Here is a 17,858-nt window from a genome sequence, read left to right on the forward strand (position 1 = left end):
GCCCGGACACGGCATCCGGACCGCCATCAGAGAGAACTGGCCGGTTCTTTCTGACGGGTTAATCATACAAGCCCGGACAGGTGCGCAGCACCGCCTCCGGGAAGCAGCTTCCCTTTTCACCCCCACACGCTCATCACCAGCAGGACGGCAATCAGCAATAGCGGATAAATTCGCACATGCCAGCGATCCGGTAAACGCGCCAGCCAGCGGGAGGCGATTTTTAATCCCAGCCAGCTTCCCGCCACCAGCTGCGCCGCCGCCGACAGCCAGATATTGCCGACAAATCCAGCCGGCAGCGCCACCGGCGACAGCCACGCCATCACCAGCCAGGTGAGCGTCGCCGTTGCCGCCAGCGGCAGCGTCAGGAGGTTGGCCATCGCCGCTGCTTCAGACATCAGCACGCCGCGACGGCGCATCAGAGGAACCGTCATCACGCTTCCTCCGACGCCGAGAAAAGAGGCGATCAGGCCAATGACGCCCCCTACCGTCAGCTCATGGGGCGCCGTCGGCACCACCCGGCTGGACGGCGGCGTCATAAATCCGGCGCGAAGGTAGCAATCGATAATGGTCGCCAGCAGGTAGATAACGAACAGCCAGCGGATCCACTCGCCGCTCACCTGAAGCGCCAGCAGCGCGCCGGCGATACCGCCAACGGCAATACCGGTGAGCATAGCCCACAGACGACGCCAGCTCAGGGTGCCGGTACGCACGTGCCGCCAGGTCGCCAGCAGCGCGGAACAGAGCATTACCAGCGCCGAAGTGGCGACGGCGATCTGCATCGCCTGTTGCCCGACGGCGCTTTGCGCTCCCCACCCGCTGGTTGCCAGTAAATAGAGCAGCGGGACGGTAACGAAACCGCCGCCGAAGCCAAAGAGCCAGGTCGTGATGCCGGAAAGTATGCCGCACAGAAAAAGCCAGTCGCTCATTGGAACGCCTCCACAAAAGGAGGTAACGATATAGAATAAGGCTATGGCCGGCTTACGCTTTAAAGCCAATTTATTACGAATTTCAGCCAGGGCTACACTTATGCGCAACGTTGCGATTAATGACGTCGACCATCTTCCTCGCCCGGTACTGGCGCTGGGTAGCGACTATCCGCCCAATACGCTGCTGGAGCGCCACAGCCACCGCCGGGCGCAGTTTCTGTACGCCATGCACGGATTAATGAAGGTCGAAACCGATGACGGCCAGTGGCTGGTGCCGCCGTTCAGCGGAGTCTGGATCCCGGCGACGAAACCGCATCGCGTCTGGATGCCCGGCGTCAGCACCCACAGCCTGTATATTGACGCGCGGGACGCCCCGCGGGAAAGCGAGCGCTGCGAGGTCTTACAGGTCTCCCCGCTGATCCATCAACTGCTGCTGGCCGCCTGTCGGCTACCGCTGCTGTATGAAGAGAGCGGGCGCGATGCCGCCCTGATTACGCTGCTGCTCCATGAACTGCGCGCCGCCGCGCCGCTGCCGATGTTTACGCCGCTTCCGCAGAATAGCCGCCTCGCCGCGCTATGCGCCGATTTTCAGCGCCAGCCGAGCATCCGCAGTACGCCGCAGCAGTGGGCGCAAAAGCTGAGTAAAAGCGTACGCACGTTTAATCGGCTATTTCGCCGCGAGACCGGGATGGCGTTTTGCGACTGGCGCCAGCAGGCATGCCTGATGTACGCCATGACGGCGCTGCGTGAAGGGTGTTCGGTTACCGAAGTCGCGCTAAGTCTGGGCTATGAGTATCCGGCCGCCTTTACCGCGATGTTCCGCAAAGCGATGGGCTATTCGCCGATGGCGTTTATCCGTCAGATAAACGGCGGACCGGCACACGCCAGTCCGCCGTAGTCGCGGATTATCCGGCTGCGCGATTCAGCCAGTCAAACAGCGTGTCCACCGAGAGCTGCGCAGGCGCGCGCAATGCTAGCTGCCCCGGTTTAATCAGCAGCAGCGTCGGCAGGCCGCGCACGCCGAGGTCGCTCGCCAGCGCCTGATGCCGGTCGGCATCCAGATAGCGCGTATCCAGTTGAGCAATTCGCGAGCTGAGTTTTCCCTGCGCCAGCAGCTGCCAGAGCTTGCGGCAGTGCACGCAGCGTTCAGCGCCAACGAACAGCAGCACCGGCCGTTCGCTCTCCAGTTCGCTCGCCGCGCCGATCGGCGTGAACGCGCTTTCCGCGACGCGGAACAGCTTCGGACTGCGGCGCAGGGTATCGTTATCGGTTGCCACGCACAGCGCATCGGCGCTTTTACTGTACGGCTGCACGCCCGCCACCCGGACCACGCTTTGCGCCGGTCCCGCTGCCGCCGCGCCGGGCTGGCGCAGGGTTCGTACATCGACCGCCGCAATCGGCGTCTCCTGCGGCTGCGCCAGCTGCGGGATCCAGCCGTAGGGAATGCGGTAGGCGCGATAGACCATATTGTTGTTCAGCGTCTTACCCCAGAACGGCGAAATATATTCCCAGACAATTTCGTGGTCGCGGGTCACTTCAAAAATGCGCCCGTTCGATCCTTCGTTAATCAGGGTATTGCCGTTTTCCAGGCGCTGCATGTTGCTGATGTACGGACTGTAAAAGCGGTACGAATCGGTCGGCTGCGGTAGATCCGCTTCATAGGGCGAGTAGCGCCATTCGATATCGAGGGTCAGCGGGTTGATCTCCAGGATCCGGGAGTAATCGCGCCAGGCGTTTTTCACCCCGTCCGTCGACGCCGGATTCGGCGCGCCGTATCCCGCCCAGCCGCCGTTATCGAAAATCAGGATATTGCCCGCGCCCGGCAGCCCCTGCGGGATCATATGCGCATGGTGCTGGCCGATGATCCAGCCGATGTGCTTCAGCTCCGGCTTGCTGTAGTCCGGGCCCAGCTGCCAGACGATCTTGCCGCTCTGTTTATCGATAATGGCTATAACGTTGGATTCACGGGCGTCCCAGATAATATTGTCGGGATGAAAACGTTCATCGCCGGCGTCATACCACTTATTCGGCCCCAGCGCCGACATCGAGTTGATATGCATCCAGTCGCCCATTCCGCCGCCGCTGGCGCGCATGTTCGGGTTGTTGTACAGAGCGGTGCGCGCCGCATCGTCAAAGCCTAGTTCGTGAAAATGGTCGCTGCAGCGCCACTCCCACACCACGTTGCCCTGCCAGTCAACTTCAATAATGGTGTCATCCAGCAGCAGCTTGTCGGAGATCGCTTCATTGACCAGATTGGTGTGGGCGAGGATCAGGGTATTGCCGCCATCCACCTGCGGCTCTAGCCCCGGCGCGTAGTAGCCCACCGGGTTGCCCGCACGCTGATAGTCATGATGCGCGCGCGCCATCCAGCGCGTTTCATTGCCCGGATCGCTCACCTGCTCATAGCGATCGAATTTCCAGGTGACGTTGCCTTCCCAGTCCACCTGGATCAGATCGAGCATATCCTGCATGCCGTAGCGCGGGTCGCGCTCGCCGCTATGGCCAAGGATTGCGCCGCCGGGCAGGATTTTATTGGGAAAGCCGTGCAGTTCAGGCCATTCGCGCACCACGCGGCCGTTCATATCCACCAGCACCGCGCCGTGTTCGGTGGCCTGGAAAAGGGTGTAGCCGCTCCAGGCGCGCGGCGGATCGTAGAGGGTGGCGCCGGTCGGATAGACGGAAGGATGTCCCATATATTGCTCCTTAAATAAAAGAATCAGGCAGTGGTAATCAGGTTACGAATCTGGCGGCAGGCGGCGCTAAACGAAGCATCATCGCGCTGGCGCGGATGGGGCAGCGCCAGGCTCACCACTTCCCGTATCCGCCCCGGACGCGGCGAGAGCACAACGACCCGGTCGGCCAGAGCGACGGCCTCTTCCACATCGTGCGTCACCAGCAGCGTGGTGGTTCCCGCGCGCTGGTGGATCTGTAAAAGTTCCTGCTGCAGGGTGTGACGCGTCAGGGCATCCAGCGCGCCGAAAGGCTCATCGAGCATCAGGATCTGCGGACGGGCCACCAGGCCGCGGGCAATGGCCACCCGCTGGGCCATCCCGCCGGAGAGCTGCGCGGGTAGCGCGTTGGCGAATTCGCTGAGCTGCACGCGTTCCAGCATTTCCAGCGCCCGCTGGCGCTTCGCCGCCCGGCTGAGCTTTTCATCCGCCAGACCGAGCATCACGTTGTCGAGCACGTTAAGCCACGGAAACAGCCGCGGCTCCTGAAACACAATGCCGCGCTCTTTGCCCACGCCGGTAACCGGCTCGCCGTTGATGCGAATCTCCCCCTGGGTCGCTGACTCCAGGCCCACCAGCATCCGCAGCAGCGTCGATTTACCGCAGCCGCTGCTGCCCACCAGCGCCACCAGTTCACCGGCGGCGATATCCAGGCTGAAATTCTGTAGCGCCGTTACCTGTTGCCAGGATTTACGCACGTGGCGAAAAGAGACCAGAGTCGAAGAGGTCATAGCTGCTCCTGTTGGCGCCAGCGGGTGACGCGCATTTCCAGTAAACGTCCGGCTTTATCCAGCGCCGCGCCGGTGATACCGACCAGCACCATGCCGCAAAGAATGGTGGGCATATCCAGCAGCTGCTGGGCATTGATCATCAGGCTGCCGATGCCAACGCCGGAGGACATGAAATATTCCGCGCCGATATTGCCAAGCCAGGCGTAAATCAGCGCCAGCCGCAGACCGGCGAAGATCCCCGGCGCCGCGCCGGGAAGAATGACTCTGCGCAGGCGCGCTACTTCACCTAACCGCAGCACTCTGGCGACCTCATCGAGCTGCGGGTTGCGCTGGAGCACGGCCTGCCGGGTGCTAAAAAACATCGGAAAGAACGACGCCAGCGCGATAAAAACGATTTTGCCGCCGTTATCGTTGCCCACCCATGCGGTCAGCAGCGGCAGCCAGGCAAACAGGGCGATATGGCGCAGCACGTTGAGCGTAGGGGTGAAGATTTGCCCGGCGCGCGGGCGCAGCGCCAGCAGCAGTCCGCAGAGCAGGCCCCCCGCAATCCCCAGCACGCCGCCGACAAAGGCCCGCCCGAGGCTTGCCAGCATCGCCGCGGTCAGCTCTCCGCTCAGGGCGCCCTGCATAAAGCGCGTCGCCACCGCCAGCGGCGAAGAGAACAACGCGCCATCGATCCAGCCCCACTGGCTTGCCAACTGCCACAGCGCCAGCAGCACCAGCGGCAGCTGCAGCGCCCGCCAGCTGGCCTGCGGTTTCCACGCCAGGCGTCCGGCGGCTGGCTGCGGCCAGAACACCAGACGGGCACAGGCGCGGTTCGCCGCCCACTCCATCAGCATGCCGCTCAGGCCAACCACCGCGATGGTGACGAAGACGATATCCAACTGAAACAGCTGACGGCCCCAGACCATCAGGTAGCCAATGCCTTCCGAAGAAGCCAGCAGTTCGACAACGATAAGCGATACCCAGGCCTGGGACAGCGCCAGTCGCAGGCCGGTAAACCAGCCCGGCAGGCTGGCCGGGATCACCAACCAGCGCAGCCGCTGCCAGCGGGAAAAGTTCATCACCCTTGCGGCTTCGCTCAGGGTCAGCGGCACGCCGGTCACCGCCTGCTGCGTATTAATGGTCATCGGCACCACGGTGGTTTTGACGATAACCGCCAGCTTGAGGCCGTTATCAATGCCGAACAGCACCATAAACAGCGGGATCCAGCCGAGCGTCGGGATTTGCGCCAGGGCGTAGAACAGCGGCTCCACGCGCTGCGCGGCGGCCGGGACCAGGCCGAACAGCGCGCCGAGCAGCGTGCCGGCAGTGGCCCCCAGCAGCAGGCCAAGCGCCAGATGCTGAAGGCTGAATCCCCACTGCGCCAGCAGGTCGCCACTCAGCAGCGATAGCGCGGTATCGGCAACCACCGACGGCGCGGGCAAAATTTGCTCCGGCATCCATCCTTCGCGAGCGGTGACGTACCACAGCAGCAGCAGTAACGCCGGCAGCAGCCACGGCCAGCCGTTAAGCCTGAAGCCCGGCCTGGCTGGAGCATCGGTTCTTAAGATCATCTGCGACATATCGGTCCACTTTTCGGCAAGTTATGTCGCTATCAAAACGTGACTTCCCCTTCGCCGCCATTGCGTAAGGCGAATAATCCCGATGCATCGAATGCATTTCAGCCTGCCGGGCGCGTGGCGTCTGATTTAGCTTTTTTTCACCCAAGCTTGGCGAATAAAAGCATTTAACACGCGGCCCGTGGGCTCTTTAGGGTGAGAAAAAACTCAAGGGAGCAACACGTTATGATGAAAGCATTTTTTAGCCGCACCTTGCTGGCGCTGGTGGCGGTCATTGGCCTGGCGGCAAGCGCCCAGGCCGAAGCGCTGCGCACTATCCGCATCGGCGTGCCGGACCAGAGCGCGGGCAGTAAACCCTTTATTGAGGGGCCGGTCGGCATGGCGTTTATCCGCCATCAGCTGGAAGAGGTGTTTAAACCGCAGGGCGTGGAAGTACAGTGGCAGTTTTTCAAAGGTGCCGGTCCGGCGGTCAATGAAGCGTTAGCCAACCGCCAGCTGGATTTTGTCTATCTCGGCGATCTGGCGGCGATTATCGGTAAGGCCAATGGCCTGCCGACGCGCCTGCTGCTGGGCAGCCGCGGTTCGGAATCTTATCTGGCGGTGACCAAAGCCTCGGGGATTAAAACCCTGACCGATCTGCAAGGTAAACGAGTGGCGGTTTATCGCGGTACGGCGGACCAGCTGGCCTTTGACCGTGCGCTGCAAAGCGCTGGCCTCAATGAGCGCAGCCTGCAGGTGATCAATCTTGATTGGAATGCCGGCAAAGCGGCGCTGGCGGCCGGTCGCGTCGATGCGGTGTGGGGCGGCGTTTCGCTGCTGGCGCTGCGCGGCGATAAGATTGATGTGGTCGTCAAAAGCGGCGATTCCGGCCGTCAGAACACGACTCAGGCGGGATTCCTCGGCACGCAGACGTTTATTGACGCCTGGCCGCAGGCGACCCAGCAGATTATTAACGTGCTGGTGAAGAACGCCGCGGAAATCAACGACCCGACTAATCGCGACGCCTGGTCCGCCGAGATGGCGCAGCAGAGCCAGATCCCGCAGGCGCTGTTTCTCGAAGAGCTGCAGCCGCAGGATCTGAACTTTACCACCTCGCCGCGTATCGACCCGTTCCTGACCGACAGCTTTAGCAGCAGCGTCGATCAGGCGAAATCAGGACGCCTGATCCGCAGCGCTTTTGACGTCAGCCAGTGGGTGGACGGCCAGTTTGTCGAGCAGGCGCTGAAATCCCTGCGCCTGGAAAACCGCTGGCCACAGTACGACGCCAAAGGCCTGGCGAAAGACGCCGGTTAACCTCCCTCCTCCTGCGCCAGCAGCTGCAGCTGATGCTGACGATCGGTATGAAGGATAATCTCAATCAGCTTCTCCACCAGCGGCGGCTGCGCCGCGTGAACCGGAGAGATAATGGCAAACCGGGTCTGCATCAGCCGCCACTCCTCAGGCAGATCGCTGAGCTCCAGCTTAACCAGCCGATGGCTGTGCTGGCACAGCGCGAAGCCGTCCTCGCTGGCGAAGCTAATCGCGTTGGTCTGCGCGAGGGTGGCAAGCAGCGCGTAGATATGGTCGCACTGAATCGCCGGGGTAAAGTCCTGCTGCTGGCTGAGTGTCGCCAGCACCTTGCGCACGCCCGGCGGCAAATAAGGTGCCGCAAAGGGGTAGCGCAGCATCGCCTGGATAGAGACCGGCCCCTGTTTGGCCAGCGGATGGTCGGCATGGCAGACGAAAAAGCAGCGCTGCGGGCTGAGCGGCTGAACGCGCAACTGCGGGTCGAGCTCGGCCTGCCAGCTGTCGGCGACCACAAAAGGGTAAAGCTGGGAGTTCAGCGCCTGATGCAGCGCCAGCCAGTTATCAATCTGAAAGCGCACCCTCGCCTGCGGTAAAAGGCGATGAAACCCGCCGACGGCGGCCGGAATCAGCCTCGCGGCAGGGGCCGGGCCGCAGCCAAAGGCGACCTCGCCGTTTTGCGCATCGTCCGCTTCGCGCAGCTGGCTGCTGAGCTCCACGTTCAGCTCCTGAAAGCGGCGGGCGTAGGGCAGCAGCTTTTGCCCGTGCAGGGTGAGCGTCGGTAGCTTACTCTGGCGGTCGAATAAAGGATGGCCGACGCTCTGCTCCAGCGCCTGAATGCTGCGGCTGAAGGCCGACTGCGACAGGCACACCGCCTCCGCCGCGCGATTAAAACTGCCGTATTCAACTAGCGCCACAAAGTTGCGCAGTTGGCGAAAATCCAGATGCATTGGCCGCCCCACTCTCTCTTTTAGGCTACAAAAGTACTGGAGCGCAGCCAGGCGGCGCAATGCCGGGATGATGAGGATTTTTCACCCAGTACGGAAGCCGAGTAGGCGTCCAGCATTCGGATATTTGTGAAATATTGTTTCACGAAGAAAAAAATTATTAATATGACAGGTTCGTTTTTTGCCATAAATAATCAGCGTTAATTATCACTGCGCGAACCGGCCTATATTATTTACGTAAGGTTTCGTAAATTTTGCGTTTGGTCATTCTGAGGCCGTAGCGAATCGGCTATAAAATATCACGGCCCGTTTTCAGTGACGAAAAACAATGATATGAAGCCCAGACTCTCTCACGCGCTACTATTTGTTCCTTTTTTGCTTTTGGCAGGATGTTCATCCTCATCAAAACCGCATAAAACCGCCGCCCAGAGTAGCCACTCGACCATTGACGGGGGTTCTGACGATCTGATCCCGGTGATCGCCGCGCTGCACGATCAGATGCATACCTGGGAGGGAACGCCCTACGAATGGGGCGGGACGGAGCAAAGCGGCGTCGACTGCTCCGGGTTTGTCTGGCGTACGCTCAAAGATCGCTTCAACTTGCCGATGGAGCGCATCACCACTCGCGAACTGCTGCACATGGGCGAGCGCGTAAGCCCGCGCCAGCTGCGGCCGGGGGATTTAGTTTTCTTCCGTATTAAAGGCGGCATGCACGTCGGCTTCTATGATACCGACCGTAATTTCCTTCACGCCTCCACCAGCCAGGGCGTGATGCGCTCTTCGCTGGATAATCCGTACTGGCAATCGGTATTCTACCAGGCGCGCCGTCTGCCGAAGGAATATAACGCCCAGATAACGATGAATAACGATAATCTGCATCTGGCGAAAAACCGTTAATCACAAATAATAAAGCCGCCCTGTTACCACGGCGGCTTTATTGTCGAGAAGACTTAGAACTGGTAGGTCATACCGACAGCGACGATATCGTCATCGTTGATCCCGAGCTTATTATCGCTCTTCAGCTGGTTGATTTTATAATCAACAAAGGCGTTCATGTTTTTGTTGAAGTAATAGGTCACGCCAACATCAATGTAGTTGACCAGGTCTTCGCTTCCCACGCCCTCGATATCCTTGCCTTTTGACAGCACGTAGCCCAGGGACGGACGCAGGCCGAAGTCGAACTGGTACTGCGCCACGGCTTCAAAGTTCTGCGCTTTATTGGCAAAACCGCCGCTGATTGGCGTCATTTTGCGGGTTTCGGAGTACATGGTCGCCAGGTAGATATTGTTGGCGTCATATTTCAGGCCGGTCGCCCAGGCTTCCGCTTTTTTACCCGTACCGCGGGCCAGCAGGTTCTGATCGTTCGTACGGTCGGAGCTGGTGTAGGCCGCGCTGACGGCGAAATCGCTGCCGCCGAAGTCATAGCTTAACGCGGTGCCAAAGCCGTCGCCGTTCTGTTTTTTAGCTTCACGGCCTTCGTTTTTGCCCTGGTACTGCAGAGTCAGATCCAGGCCATCCACCACGCCGAAGAAGTCGGTATTGCGGTAGGTTGCCAGGCCGCTGGCGCGTTTGGTCATAAAGTTATCGGTCTGCGCGGAAGAGTCGCCGCCGAATTCCGGGAACATATCGGTCCAGGCTTCGACGTCGTACAGCGCGCCGAGGTTACGACCGTAGTCAAATGAACCGTAGTTTTTGACTTTCACCCCGGCGAACGCCAGGCGCGTTTTCTGCGAAGAGTCGCTTTCGGTTTTGTTGCCGGAGAACTCCGATTCCCAGCGGCCGTAGCCGGTCAGATCGTCGTTAATCTGCGTTTCGCCTTTGATGCCGAAACGAACGTAGGTCTGGTCGCCATCTTTGCTGTCATAGTCGCTCATATAGTGCATCGCTTTGACTTTGCCGTAGACGTCCAGTTTATTGCCGTTTTTATTATAAACTTCTGCCGCCTGGGTAGCCGAAGAAGCAATAAGACCCATCATCATTAATGCCAGTGAGCTCTTTTTCATTATCTAGTCCTGGTGATTTATTTATACGCGCTAATCAATTCCGGGCGGAAGCCCTGTCAAAAACTGCAGGTTTTTTAACGCTCTAATATTAAAAATTTATGACAATATGGAACTTTTTATAAAAAAGGGGATTTAATTATTTCCGTCATGAATGTGTCACGTTTCCCCGCCAGAATGCCCGATCCGCGCAAGGAAGTGGTTCGTCCACCACGCCAGGTGTTGGCAAGCGGGCTGACTCCTGTTACAACATCAACTCGATATCGAAACTCCTTTTTGAACGGCAGAGAATCATGAGTGATAGCCAGACGCTGGTGGTAAAACTGGGCACCAGTGTTTTAACGGGCGGATCCCGCCGCCTGAACCGCGCCCATATCGTTGAATTAGTGCGCCAGTGCGCACAGCTGCACGCGATGGGCCACCGAATTGTGATAGTGACCTCCGGGGCGATCGCCGCCGGACGTGAGCACCTCGGCTACCCGGAACTGCCCGCGACCATCGCGTCCAAACAGCTGCTGGCGGCGGTTGGCCAGAGCCGTCTTATCCAGCTGTGGGAACAGCTGTTTTCTATTTATGGCATTCACGTCGGCCAGATGCTGCTGACCCGCGCCGATATGGAAGACCGCGAGCGTTTCCTTAACGCCCGCGATACCCTGCGCGCGCTGCTGGATAACAACATCGTGCCGGTGATTAATGAAAATGACGCCGTGGCGACCGCCGAGATTAAAGTCGGTGATAACGATAATCTTTCGGCACTGGCGGCGATTCTCGCGGGCGCAGATAAACTGCTGCTGCTGACCGATCAGCAGGGCCTGTTTACCGCCGACCCGCGCAACAACCCGCAGGCCGAGTTGATTAAAGACGTGTACGGTATCGATGACGCCCTGCGCGCGATCGCGGGCGACAGCGTATCGGGTTTAGGTACCGGCGGTATGGGTACCAAGCTGCAGGCCGCCGACGTCGCCTGCCGCGCGGGCATCGACACGATCATCGCCGCCGGTAGCCGTCCGGGCGTGATTGGCGACGTGATGGAAGGGGTTTCCGTTGGCACCCGCTTCCACGCCCAGGAGTCGCCGTTGGAAAACCGTAAGCGCTGGATTTTCGGCGCGCCGCCGGCGGGCGAAATTACCGTGGACGCCGGCGCGACCCAGGCGATTCTCGAACGCGGCAGCTCCCTGCTGCCGAAAGGGATTAAAACCATCACCGGCAACTTCTCGCGCGGCGAAGTGATCCGCATTCGCAGCCTTGAAGGCCGCGATATCGCCCACGGCGTCAGCCGTTATAACAGCGATGCGCTGCGCCGCATCGCCGGGCAGCACTCGCAGCAGATCGATGCCATTCTGGGCTATGAATACGGCCCGGTCGCCGTCCACCGTGACGACATGATTATCCGTTAAGGAGCTGAAAATGCTGGAACAAATGGGCATTGCTGCCAAAGCGGCCTCGTATAAACTCGCGCAGCTTTCCAGCCGCGAAAAGAATCAGGTGCTGGAAAAGATTGCCGACTATCTTGAAGCGCAGACCGAAGAGATTCTGCGCGCTAACGCTGCGGACCTGGCGGAAGCGCGCGCCAACGGTTTAAGCGAGGCGCTGCTCGATCGCCTGGCGCTCAACCCGGCGCGCCTGAGCGGGATTGCTAACGATGTTCGTCAGGTCTGCAGCCTGGCCGACCCGGTCGGTCAGGTGATCGACGGCGGCCTGCTCGACAGCGGCCTGCGCATTGAGCGACGCCGCGTGCCGCTGGGCGTAGTGGGCGTGATTTACGAAGCCCGTCCGAACGTGACCGTCGACGTCGCCTCTTTGTGCCTGAAAACCGGCAACGCGGCGATTCTGCGCGGCGGCAAAGAGACCTGGCGCACCAACGCCGCCACGGTGAAAGTGATTCAGCAGGCGCTGCAGGAGTGCGGCTTACCGGCGGCCACCGTGCAGGCGATTGAGAGTCCGGATCGCGCGCTGGTCGGCGAGATGCTGAAGATGGATAAGTATATCGATATGCTGATCCCGCGCGGCGGCGCAGGTTTGCACAAGCTGTGCCGCGAGCAGTCGACGATCCCGGTGATCACCGGCGGTATCGGCGTTTGCCATATCTATATTGACCACTCCGCCGACGTTGCCGAAGCGCTGAAGGTTATCGTTAACGCCAAAGTGCAGCGCCCGAGCGCCTGTAACTCGGTCGAAACGCTGCTGGTGCATCAGGATATCGCCGAACGCTTCTTGCCCGCGCTGAGCAAACAGATGGCGGAAAGCGGCGTCAGCCTGCACGCCGATGCGGCCTCCCTGCCCGCGCTGCAAAACGGCCCGGCCAGCGTAGAGCCGGTAAAAGCGGAGCAGTATGACAATGAGTATCTGTCGCTGGATCTGAACGTGAAGGTGGTGGCCGACCAGGATGAAGCGGTAGCGCATATTCGCGAGCACGGCACCCAGCATTCCGACGCCATCCTGACGCGCACCTTGGGCAACGCGAACCGCTTTATCAACGAGGTGGACTCCTCGGCGGTGTACGTCAACGCCTCTACCCGCTTTACCGACGGCGGCCAGTTCGGCCTCGGCGCGGAAGTGGCGGTCAGCACCCAGAAGCTGCACGCGCGCGGCCCGATGGGCCTGGAAGCCCTGACGACCTATAAGTGGATTGGTTTCGGCGACGATACCATTCGTGCTTAATGCTAATTGGGTGATGCAAAAGTAGCCGTTTGATTCGCAAGGGCATTGACGCATCACTCACTTAGTTTTAACCTTCTATCCCGTGCTTACGCTCGTCAGCACGTCTTGCAGGGCCGATATAGCTCAGTTGGTAGAGCAGCGCATTCGTAATGCGAAGGTCGTAGGTTCGACTCCTATTATCGGCACTCACACAACAGAATCCATTAAAAACAATAACTTAAAGAGTATTTCTCTCTCAAGTTACGATCTTCTTTTAAGGGATTCTATGACCAACAGTTGCCGCTATGGTTAACAGTGGCTACTCAGGGATGTTAGCACGTAGCGGCCTGTAGCTGTAAAGCTCGAACAGGTACAAAGCGTGAACAGTCCACACGAACCGCTATCAACTCGAAGCTGATGACGCTGCCAACGTCTTTAAACCATCCCAAAACAGATTGATCGCACGCATTTAAGCCCGATGTGCGGCCTTGTGCTGCCTAAACAGGTGAATAGTGGTAAATGGCCCCGGTAGCTACAGATCCGGCTCTGCCAGCGCTTCGCTCACGCTCCGAAAGGTACACCAGTACCCTGATAAGGTGTGATCCTTCTGACGACCTATAGTGGAACAAGCTGGCGAGTTAAGAAGAGAAAATGTAAAAATAACTTTGGAAGACTTTTTCAATACATTCAAGCGCTTTTCAATCAAACTCTCTCGTAATGGAGAATTTGATGATCAAGAAACTGAGTTCAAAGAGTAAGGAATCATCATGAGCATTTACTTTAATGAGCACGGTAGCGCTATTGGATACCACGTAGAAGGACGTTGGACAATCAAAGGAGATTATTTGCAAGTCGAACAGGGCACGAACATTCCGGGCGGCTTGTACAAAATTAACGATAATAAAGTGAAATTCCCATTCGACTACAAAGAGGTTGAGGGAGTAATCGATACTGAGAAACTCACCTTCACCGTGAATGGTCAAGCGTATGCAATGAAGAAAATGAAAACAAATCCGTGGGATGTATAGCTTTAAGGGGGCAGGCCAAACCGCTGACTCATATGAGTTGATAAGCAAAATTAATTTCGTCAGGAATGTGTTGGGAAGACTTACAATTCAAAGAGATGAGTAATCTTAAAAGCCCTGACCATTGCAGCCAGGGCTCTTAAGGTACTACAGACTTCAGATTTAACATTAATGGACTTAATAAAATGATACAGCTATTTATACTGCTTTCAAATGTACCCGTTCACTACAGATAATATTGGGCATTAATACTAAAAAACCTCCCTCTATATATCTCGTTATACACTGCCTGCGCTTTCAAGAGCTAAGCGTGGCTACTTAAACAAGCACATCACCCATCGCGACATATACTCTTTGATGCGTTGCCCTTTACTGATGCGGTTGCCATCAAAAAACGAAACCGCCAGCATAAACTAAAAAAACAAGGCCTTACATCGTCGCGCTAACACTACCATTTTGCGAATCAGCACAATCACTACGAGGCCTGAAAGCGAACTACATCCCAAACTACAAACTTCGTGGCCTGTAAAGCAAAATGGCTTAACCCAGAACTTCTTTTCATTTAGCAACTTACTAACCACTTTCATTGTGCTGCTGAGTACTAATTTACTTATTTGAGATTTGCGGTCAATACTGTTTTTTAAAACATGTTTTTATTAACAGCGATAGTGACTGTGCTGCATCCCGCTATTCATTGTATCGATGCTCCTGGCACAGGGCTGCCGTTTCAGCCCTCACCACCGGTTTACTCAGGCTTGCACCTATCTGCCGCGATGCAGCATTTGTATTTGGAATGCAGTAACTCGACTTAATCAATATTCATCCGGTACTTTTCAATGCACTTGCCCGGTACACCGCCGCTTTCCGCTAAGCCGTATCGCCACCCTGTATTGGTATATCGCGGTCTACCTTAACTACTGCGCCATGAACCTGCTAAGAGAACATTTTTAAGTGACTTGCATTTTGATAGTTACTATGTCAATTTGCTTCTGAAAGCCACCAATTCATTCAGGTCTGCCCATGAAAAATGAACCGCTTTTTCACGCTCCCTGCCCCATCGCCCGTAGTCTTGGCCGCATCGGTGACAGTTGGAGCATAATGATCCTGCGCGACGCCTTTGCGGGCTTTACCCGCTTTGACGAGTTCCAGAAAAGCAGTAACGTCGCGCCCAATATTCTTTCGCGCCGCCTGAAGTCACTGGTAGACGATGGACTACTGGAGAAGATTTGCTACAGCAGCACACCGCCTCGTTACGAATACCACCTCACGCAAAGCGGTCGCGATTTTCGCATGGTGCTGCTGGCGTTGGCGGAATGGGGTAACCGCAACTTCGCACCCGAAGGCCGTCAGATGCAATTGGTGGAAAGTGAAACCCTGCGGCACGTTGAGCCGATCCTGGTCGATAAAGCGACCGGTGAAGAGATTATCCCGGATAAATACACCATGGTGCCGGGACCCGCAGCCTCGCCGATGATGAAATACCGTCACGAATATTTGCAGCGCAAACGCGAAGGTTATAGTGGGCAAAAATTCCAACCCGAGTCTTATAGAGATGCCAGCGACGAATCCGGCCAGTAAAAAAAGAGCCTTCATCATGATCGTTTTTTGATGGCCGTGCTGCTGGTTCTATTGATGGAAATACCGCCGGAACACTAATATTACAGGAGAGTTGATTATGGGCGTTTCAGTTAAACGCATTGTCATAACCGGGATGGGGATTGTCAGCCCTCTGGGGTGCGGCGTACAGCATGTCTGGCAATCTCTGCTGGCAGGGAAGTCAGGTATTACAAAGCTTAGCGAGCAGTTGGTCGCGGATATTCCCTGCAAAGTGGCTGGACTGGTTCCGTCCATCGAACACGATGCGTTGCACGGCTTCGATCCACTAGCGATCATCCCGGCCAAAGAGCGCAAAAAAATGGATCGCTTTATCGAGTTTGCGCTGGTTGCCGCGCATGAGGCGCTAACGCAGGCCAGGTGGTCGCCTGAATCAGCGACAGAACAAGAACGCACCGCAACGGTCATTGCCACCGGGATCGGCGGGTTCGGCGAGATCGCCAATGCGGTACATACGACGGATGAGCGCGGGCCGCGTCGCCTGTCTCCGTTCACCATCCCCTCTTTTCTTGCCAACCTGGCCGCCGGGCATGTGTCTATCGCCCACGGTTTCCGTGGCCCCATAGGCGCGCCGGTAACCGCCTGCGCGGCAGGCGCGCAGGCCATTGGCGATGCTGCACGGATGATCCACAGCGGCGAGGCAGATATCGCCCTCTGCGGTGGTGCAGAAGCGGCAATTCATCGTGTTAGTCTTGCCGGGTTTGCTGCAGCAAAGGCGCTTTCCAGCTCCTCCAACGACCATCCGGAAGCCGCTTCCCGCCCCTTTGACCGCGACCGCGATGGTTTTGTAATGGGAGAAGGTGCCGGGCTTATCGTGATTGAGTCGCTGGAGCACGCGCTAGCGCGAGGCGCCACGCCGCTGGCCGAGCTTGTCGGCTACGGCACCAGCGCTGATGCTTATCACTTGACCGCTGGCCCGGAAGATGGTGATGGCGCACGCCGGGCCATGGAAATGGCCATTCGTCAGGCGGGGATCTCAGCAGAAGAGATTGACCATATTAACGCTCACGCCACTTCGACTCAGGTTGGAGACAAAGGTGAACTTGCGGCGATTAAAAAACTGTTTGGCGCACATCCCGTCGCCATTACCTCGACGAAATCAGCAACCGGCCATCTATTAGGCGCAGCTGGCGGGATTGAGGCTATTTTCACCATTCAGGCGTTGCGCGACCAGATGGTGCCGCCGACGCTGAACCTGCATCACCCCGATGAAAACGCGGAAGGTCTGAACCTGGTGGCGCTGGTGGCCCGCCCACAGAAGATGCGTTATGCGCTTTCGAACGGTTTTGGTTTTGGCGGTGTCAACGCCAGCCTGCTGCTGAAACGCTGGTAATAATAGTTCAGCTCCCCCTCTGGAAAGGTCGGTGGGGGACTTCCACCAGAGCAAAATATTCAGTCACTGATTTCCAACTAATACTCAGAAATGTATCCTTGAGAAAACATAAAGAAGTTCGCCTGACCAACTGGCGACAGGTAGCTAAGATCATTTGATGAGTTACACTACGATCCCCTCGTCAAAACAGACAGGCATTCGTCCTGTCGAGACATGCTTCAGTGCATTGACAAACCTATTGAAACAATCATTTTTAGAGAAAGGACTTTTATGAGTCATTCCACAGATATATCAATCGGTCTGCTCCTGTTCCCTGCTCTTACTCAGCTTGATTTGACTGGTCCATATGAAGTCTTTACACGGGCTCCAGATACAAAGGTTCATCTCATCTGGAAAAACCTGGACCTTGTGGTTTCAGATCGCGGTATGGCGATTCAACCAACCACCACATTCAATGCGTGTCCCGCACTGGATGTAATTTGTGTCCCCGGAGGGCCTGGCCAGATAAACCTGATGGAGGATGAAGAAGTCCTTTCGTTTATCCGGGCTCAAAGTAAACAAGCAAAGCTGATAACCTCTGTTTGCACCGGAGCGCTTGTGCTGGGCGCCGCAGGGCTTCTGGATGGATATAAAGCGACGACGCACTGGGCTTCACTGGGGCAGTTGGAGTTGTTGGGCGCAGAGCCGGTAAATGAGCGCGTAGTACGTGACCGCAACCGTATCACGGGCGCAGGAGTGACTTCAGGTATCGATTTTGCCCTCAATGTCGTATCAGAAATATTCGGATCTGATATTGCACAAAATATTCAGTTGCATATGGAATATGACCCAGCCCCTCCCTTTAACTGTGGCTCGCCCCGCTCCGCATCTGAAGAACAACTAAAAAAAGCCCAGCAACAAGTTGCGCCATTTATTGAAAAGAGACTGCAAGCTACGTTGAAAGCAGCAGCCAAACTTCATAAATAAGGGAGTAGCGAAAGGCGTTTCCCTTTTCATTTTCAACGTCTGCTTCTGGCACTAAGCTGACCATCTGACCGAGCTTGAGATCCGCTAAGAGCAGACAGCGA

General features: G+C 57.3%; 15 protein-coding genes and 1 tRNA gene. 10 read left to right on the forward strand and 6 right to left on the reverse strand.

Annotated elements, in window-relative coordinates:
- Positions 1-116: 116 nt before the first annotated feature.
- The gene (locus CMQ96_RS24380; protein ID WP_098067454.1) at positions 117-926 is read right to left on the reverse strand and encodes a sulfite exporter TauE/SafE family protein; all 810 of its coding nucleotides are present in this window, start codon (positions 924-926) and stop codon (positions 117-119) included.
- Positions 927-1,026: 100 nt separating this feature from the next.
- On the opposite strand from CMQ96_RS24380, the gene CMQ96_RS24385 reads away from it, so the two are divergent.
- Positions 1,027-1,824, forward strand: a complete 798-nt coding sequence (locus CMQ96_RS24385; RefSeq protein WP_024359103.1) for a helix-turn-helix domain-containing protein — start codon at positions 1,027-1,029, stop codon at positions 1,822-1,824.
- A gap of 7 nt (positions 1,825-1,831) precedes the next feature.
- On the opposite strand, the gene CMQ96_RS24390 is transcribed toward CMQ96_RS24385, so the two are convergent.
- Genes CMQ96_RS24390 through CMQ96_RS24400 form a run of 3 tightly spaced genes read right to left on the reverse strand, consistent with a single transcriptional unit; the run spans position 1,832 to position 5,951 of the window.
- Positions 1,832-3,619 carry an aryl-sulfate sulfotransferase gene (locus CMQ96_RS24390; RefSeq protein WP_004132528.1) on the reverse strand — a complete coding sequence of 596 codons (1,788 nt, stop codon included), beginning with the start codon at positions 3,617-3,619 and terminating at the stop codon, positions 1,832-1,834.
- Positions 3,620-3,642: 23 nt separating this feature from the next.
- Positions 3,643-4,386, reverse strand: coding sequence for an ABC transporter ATP-binding protein (locus CMQ96_RS24395; RefSeq protein ID WP_004132530.1), 744 nt, complete (start codon positions 4,384-4,386; stop codon positions 3,643-3,645).
- A complete protein-coding gene (locus tag CMQ96_RS24400; RefSeq protein ID WP_098067455.1) occupies positions 4,383-5,951 on the reverse strand; it encodes an ABC transporter permease in 1,569 nt (522 codons plus the stop codon). Before CMQ96_RS24400 ends, CMQ96_RS24395 begins: the two co-directional genes overlap by 4 nt.
- A 222-nt stretch (positions 5,952-6,173) precedes the next feature.
- Between CMQ96_RS24400 and CMQ96_RS24405 the strand changes: the two genes are divergently transcribed.
- On the forward strand, positions 6,174-7,241 hold the full coding sequence (locus tag CMQ96_RS24405) for an ABC transporter substrate-binding protein (protein WP_098067456.1): 1,068 nt from the start codon (positions 6,174-6,176) through the stop codon (positions 7,239-7,241).
- Here CMQ96_RS24405 and CMQ96_RS24410 read toward each other — a convergent pair.
- Entirely contained in the window at positions 7,238-8,182 is a 945-nt protein-coding gene (locus CMQ96_RS24410) for a LysR family transcriptional regulator (RefSeq protein WP_004132534.1), read from the reverse strand. The genes CMQ96_RS24405 and CMQ96_RS24410 overlap by 4 nt on opposite strands.
- A gap of 330 nt (positions 8,183-8,512) precedes the next feature.
- Here CMQ96_RS24410 and CMQ96_RS24415 point away from each other — a divergent pair, with 330 nt between their 5' ends.
- Positions 8,513-9,076: a C40 family peptidase gene (locus tag CMQ96_RS24415; protein ID WP_004099299.1), complete on the forward strand. Its 564-nt coding sequence runs from the start codon at positions 8,513-8,515 to the stop codon at positions 9,074-9,076.
- A gap of 53 nt (positions 9,077-9,129) precedes the next feature.
- Here CMQ96_RS24415 and phoE read toward each other — a convergent pair whose 3' ends face one another.
- The gene (phoE, locus tag CMQ96_RS24420; protein WP_004129421.1) at positions 9,130-10,182 is read right to left on the reverse strand and encodes a phosphoporin PhoE; all 1,053 of its coding nucleotides are present in this window, start codon (positions 10,180-10,182) and stop codon (positions 9,130-9,132) included.
- A 290-nt stretch (positions 10,183-10,472) separates the two neighbouring features.
- Between phoE and proB the strand changes: the two genes are divergently transcribed.
- The 7 genes from proB (at position 10,473) to CMQ96_RS24455 (ending at position 17,757) form a co-directional block, all read left to right on the forward strand.
- Positions 10,473-11,576: a glutamate 5-kinase gene (gene proB / locus CMQ96_RS24425; protein ID WP_004099297.1), complete on the forward strand. Its 1,104-nt coding sequence runs from the start codon at positions 10,473-10,475 to the stop codon at positions 11,574-11,576.
- Positions 11,577-11,586: 10 nt separating this feature from the next.
- Positions 11,587-12,840, forward strand: a complete 1,254-nt coding sequence (gene proA, locus CMQ96_RS24430; protein WP_049085721.1) for a glutamate-5-semialdehyde dehydrogenase — start codon at positions 11,587-11,589, stop codon at positions 12,838-12,840.
- A gap of 112 nt (positions 12,841-12,952) precedes the next feature.
- A tRNA-Thr gene (locus tag CMQ96_RS24435) sits at positions 12,953-13,025 on the forward strand.
- 561 nt (positions 13,026-13,586) lie between these two features.
- Positions 13,587-13,847, forward strand: a complete 261-nt coding sequence (locus tag CMQ96_RS24440; protein WP_098067457.1) for a hypothetical protein — start codon at positions 13,587-13,589, stop codon at positions 13,845-13,847.
- Positions 13,848-14,864: 1,017 nt separating this feature from the next.
- Positions 14,865-15,422 (forward strand): helix-turn-helix domain-containing protein, encoded by a 558-nt coding sequence (locus CMQ96_RS24445; RefSeq protein ID WP_024359106.1) that lies wholly within the window; start codon positions 14,865-14,867, stop codon positions 15,420-15,422.
- A 97-nt stretch (positions 15,423-15,519) separates the two neighbouring features.
- The gene (fabF, locus tag CMQ96_RS24450) at positions 15,520-16,791 is read left to right on the forward strand and encodes a beta-ketoacyl-ACP synthase II (protein ID WP_049085663.1); all 1,272 of its coding nucleotides are present in this window, start codon (positions 15,520-15,522) and stop codon (positions 16,789-16,791) included.
- Between the two features lie 270 nt (positions 16,792-17,061).
- Positions 17,062-17,757, forward strand: coding sequence for a DJ-1/PfpI family protein (locus CMQ96_RS24455; protein ID WP_049085678.1), 696 nt, complete (start codon positions 17,062-17,064; stop codon positions 17,755-17,757).
- Positions 17,758-17,858: the final 101 nt, after the last annotated feature.

It is taken from the genome of Klebsiella sp. MBT K-1 (assembly GCF_002556465.1).
Classification (GTDB): Bacteria; Pseudomonadota; Gammaproteobacteria; order Enterobacterales; family Enterobacteriaceae; genus Klebsiella; species Klebsiella grimontii.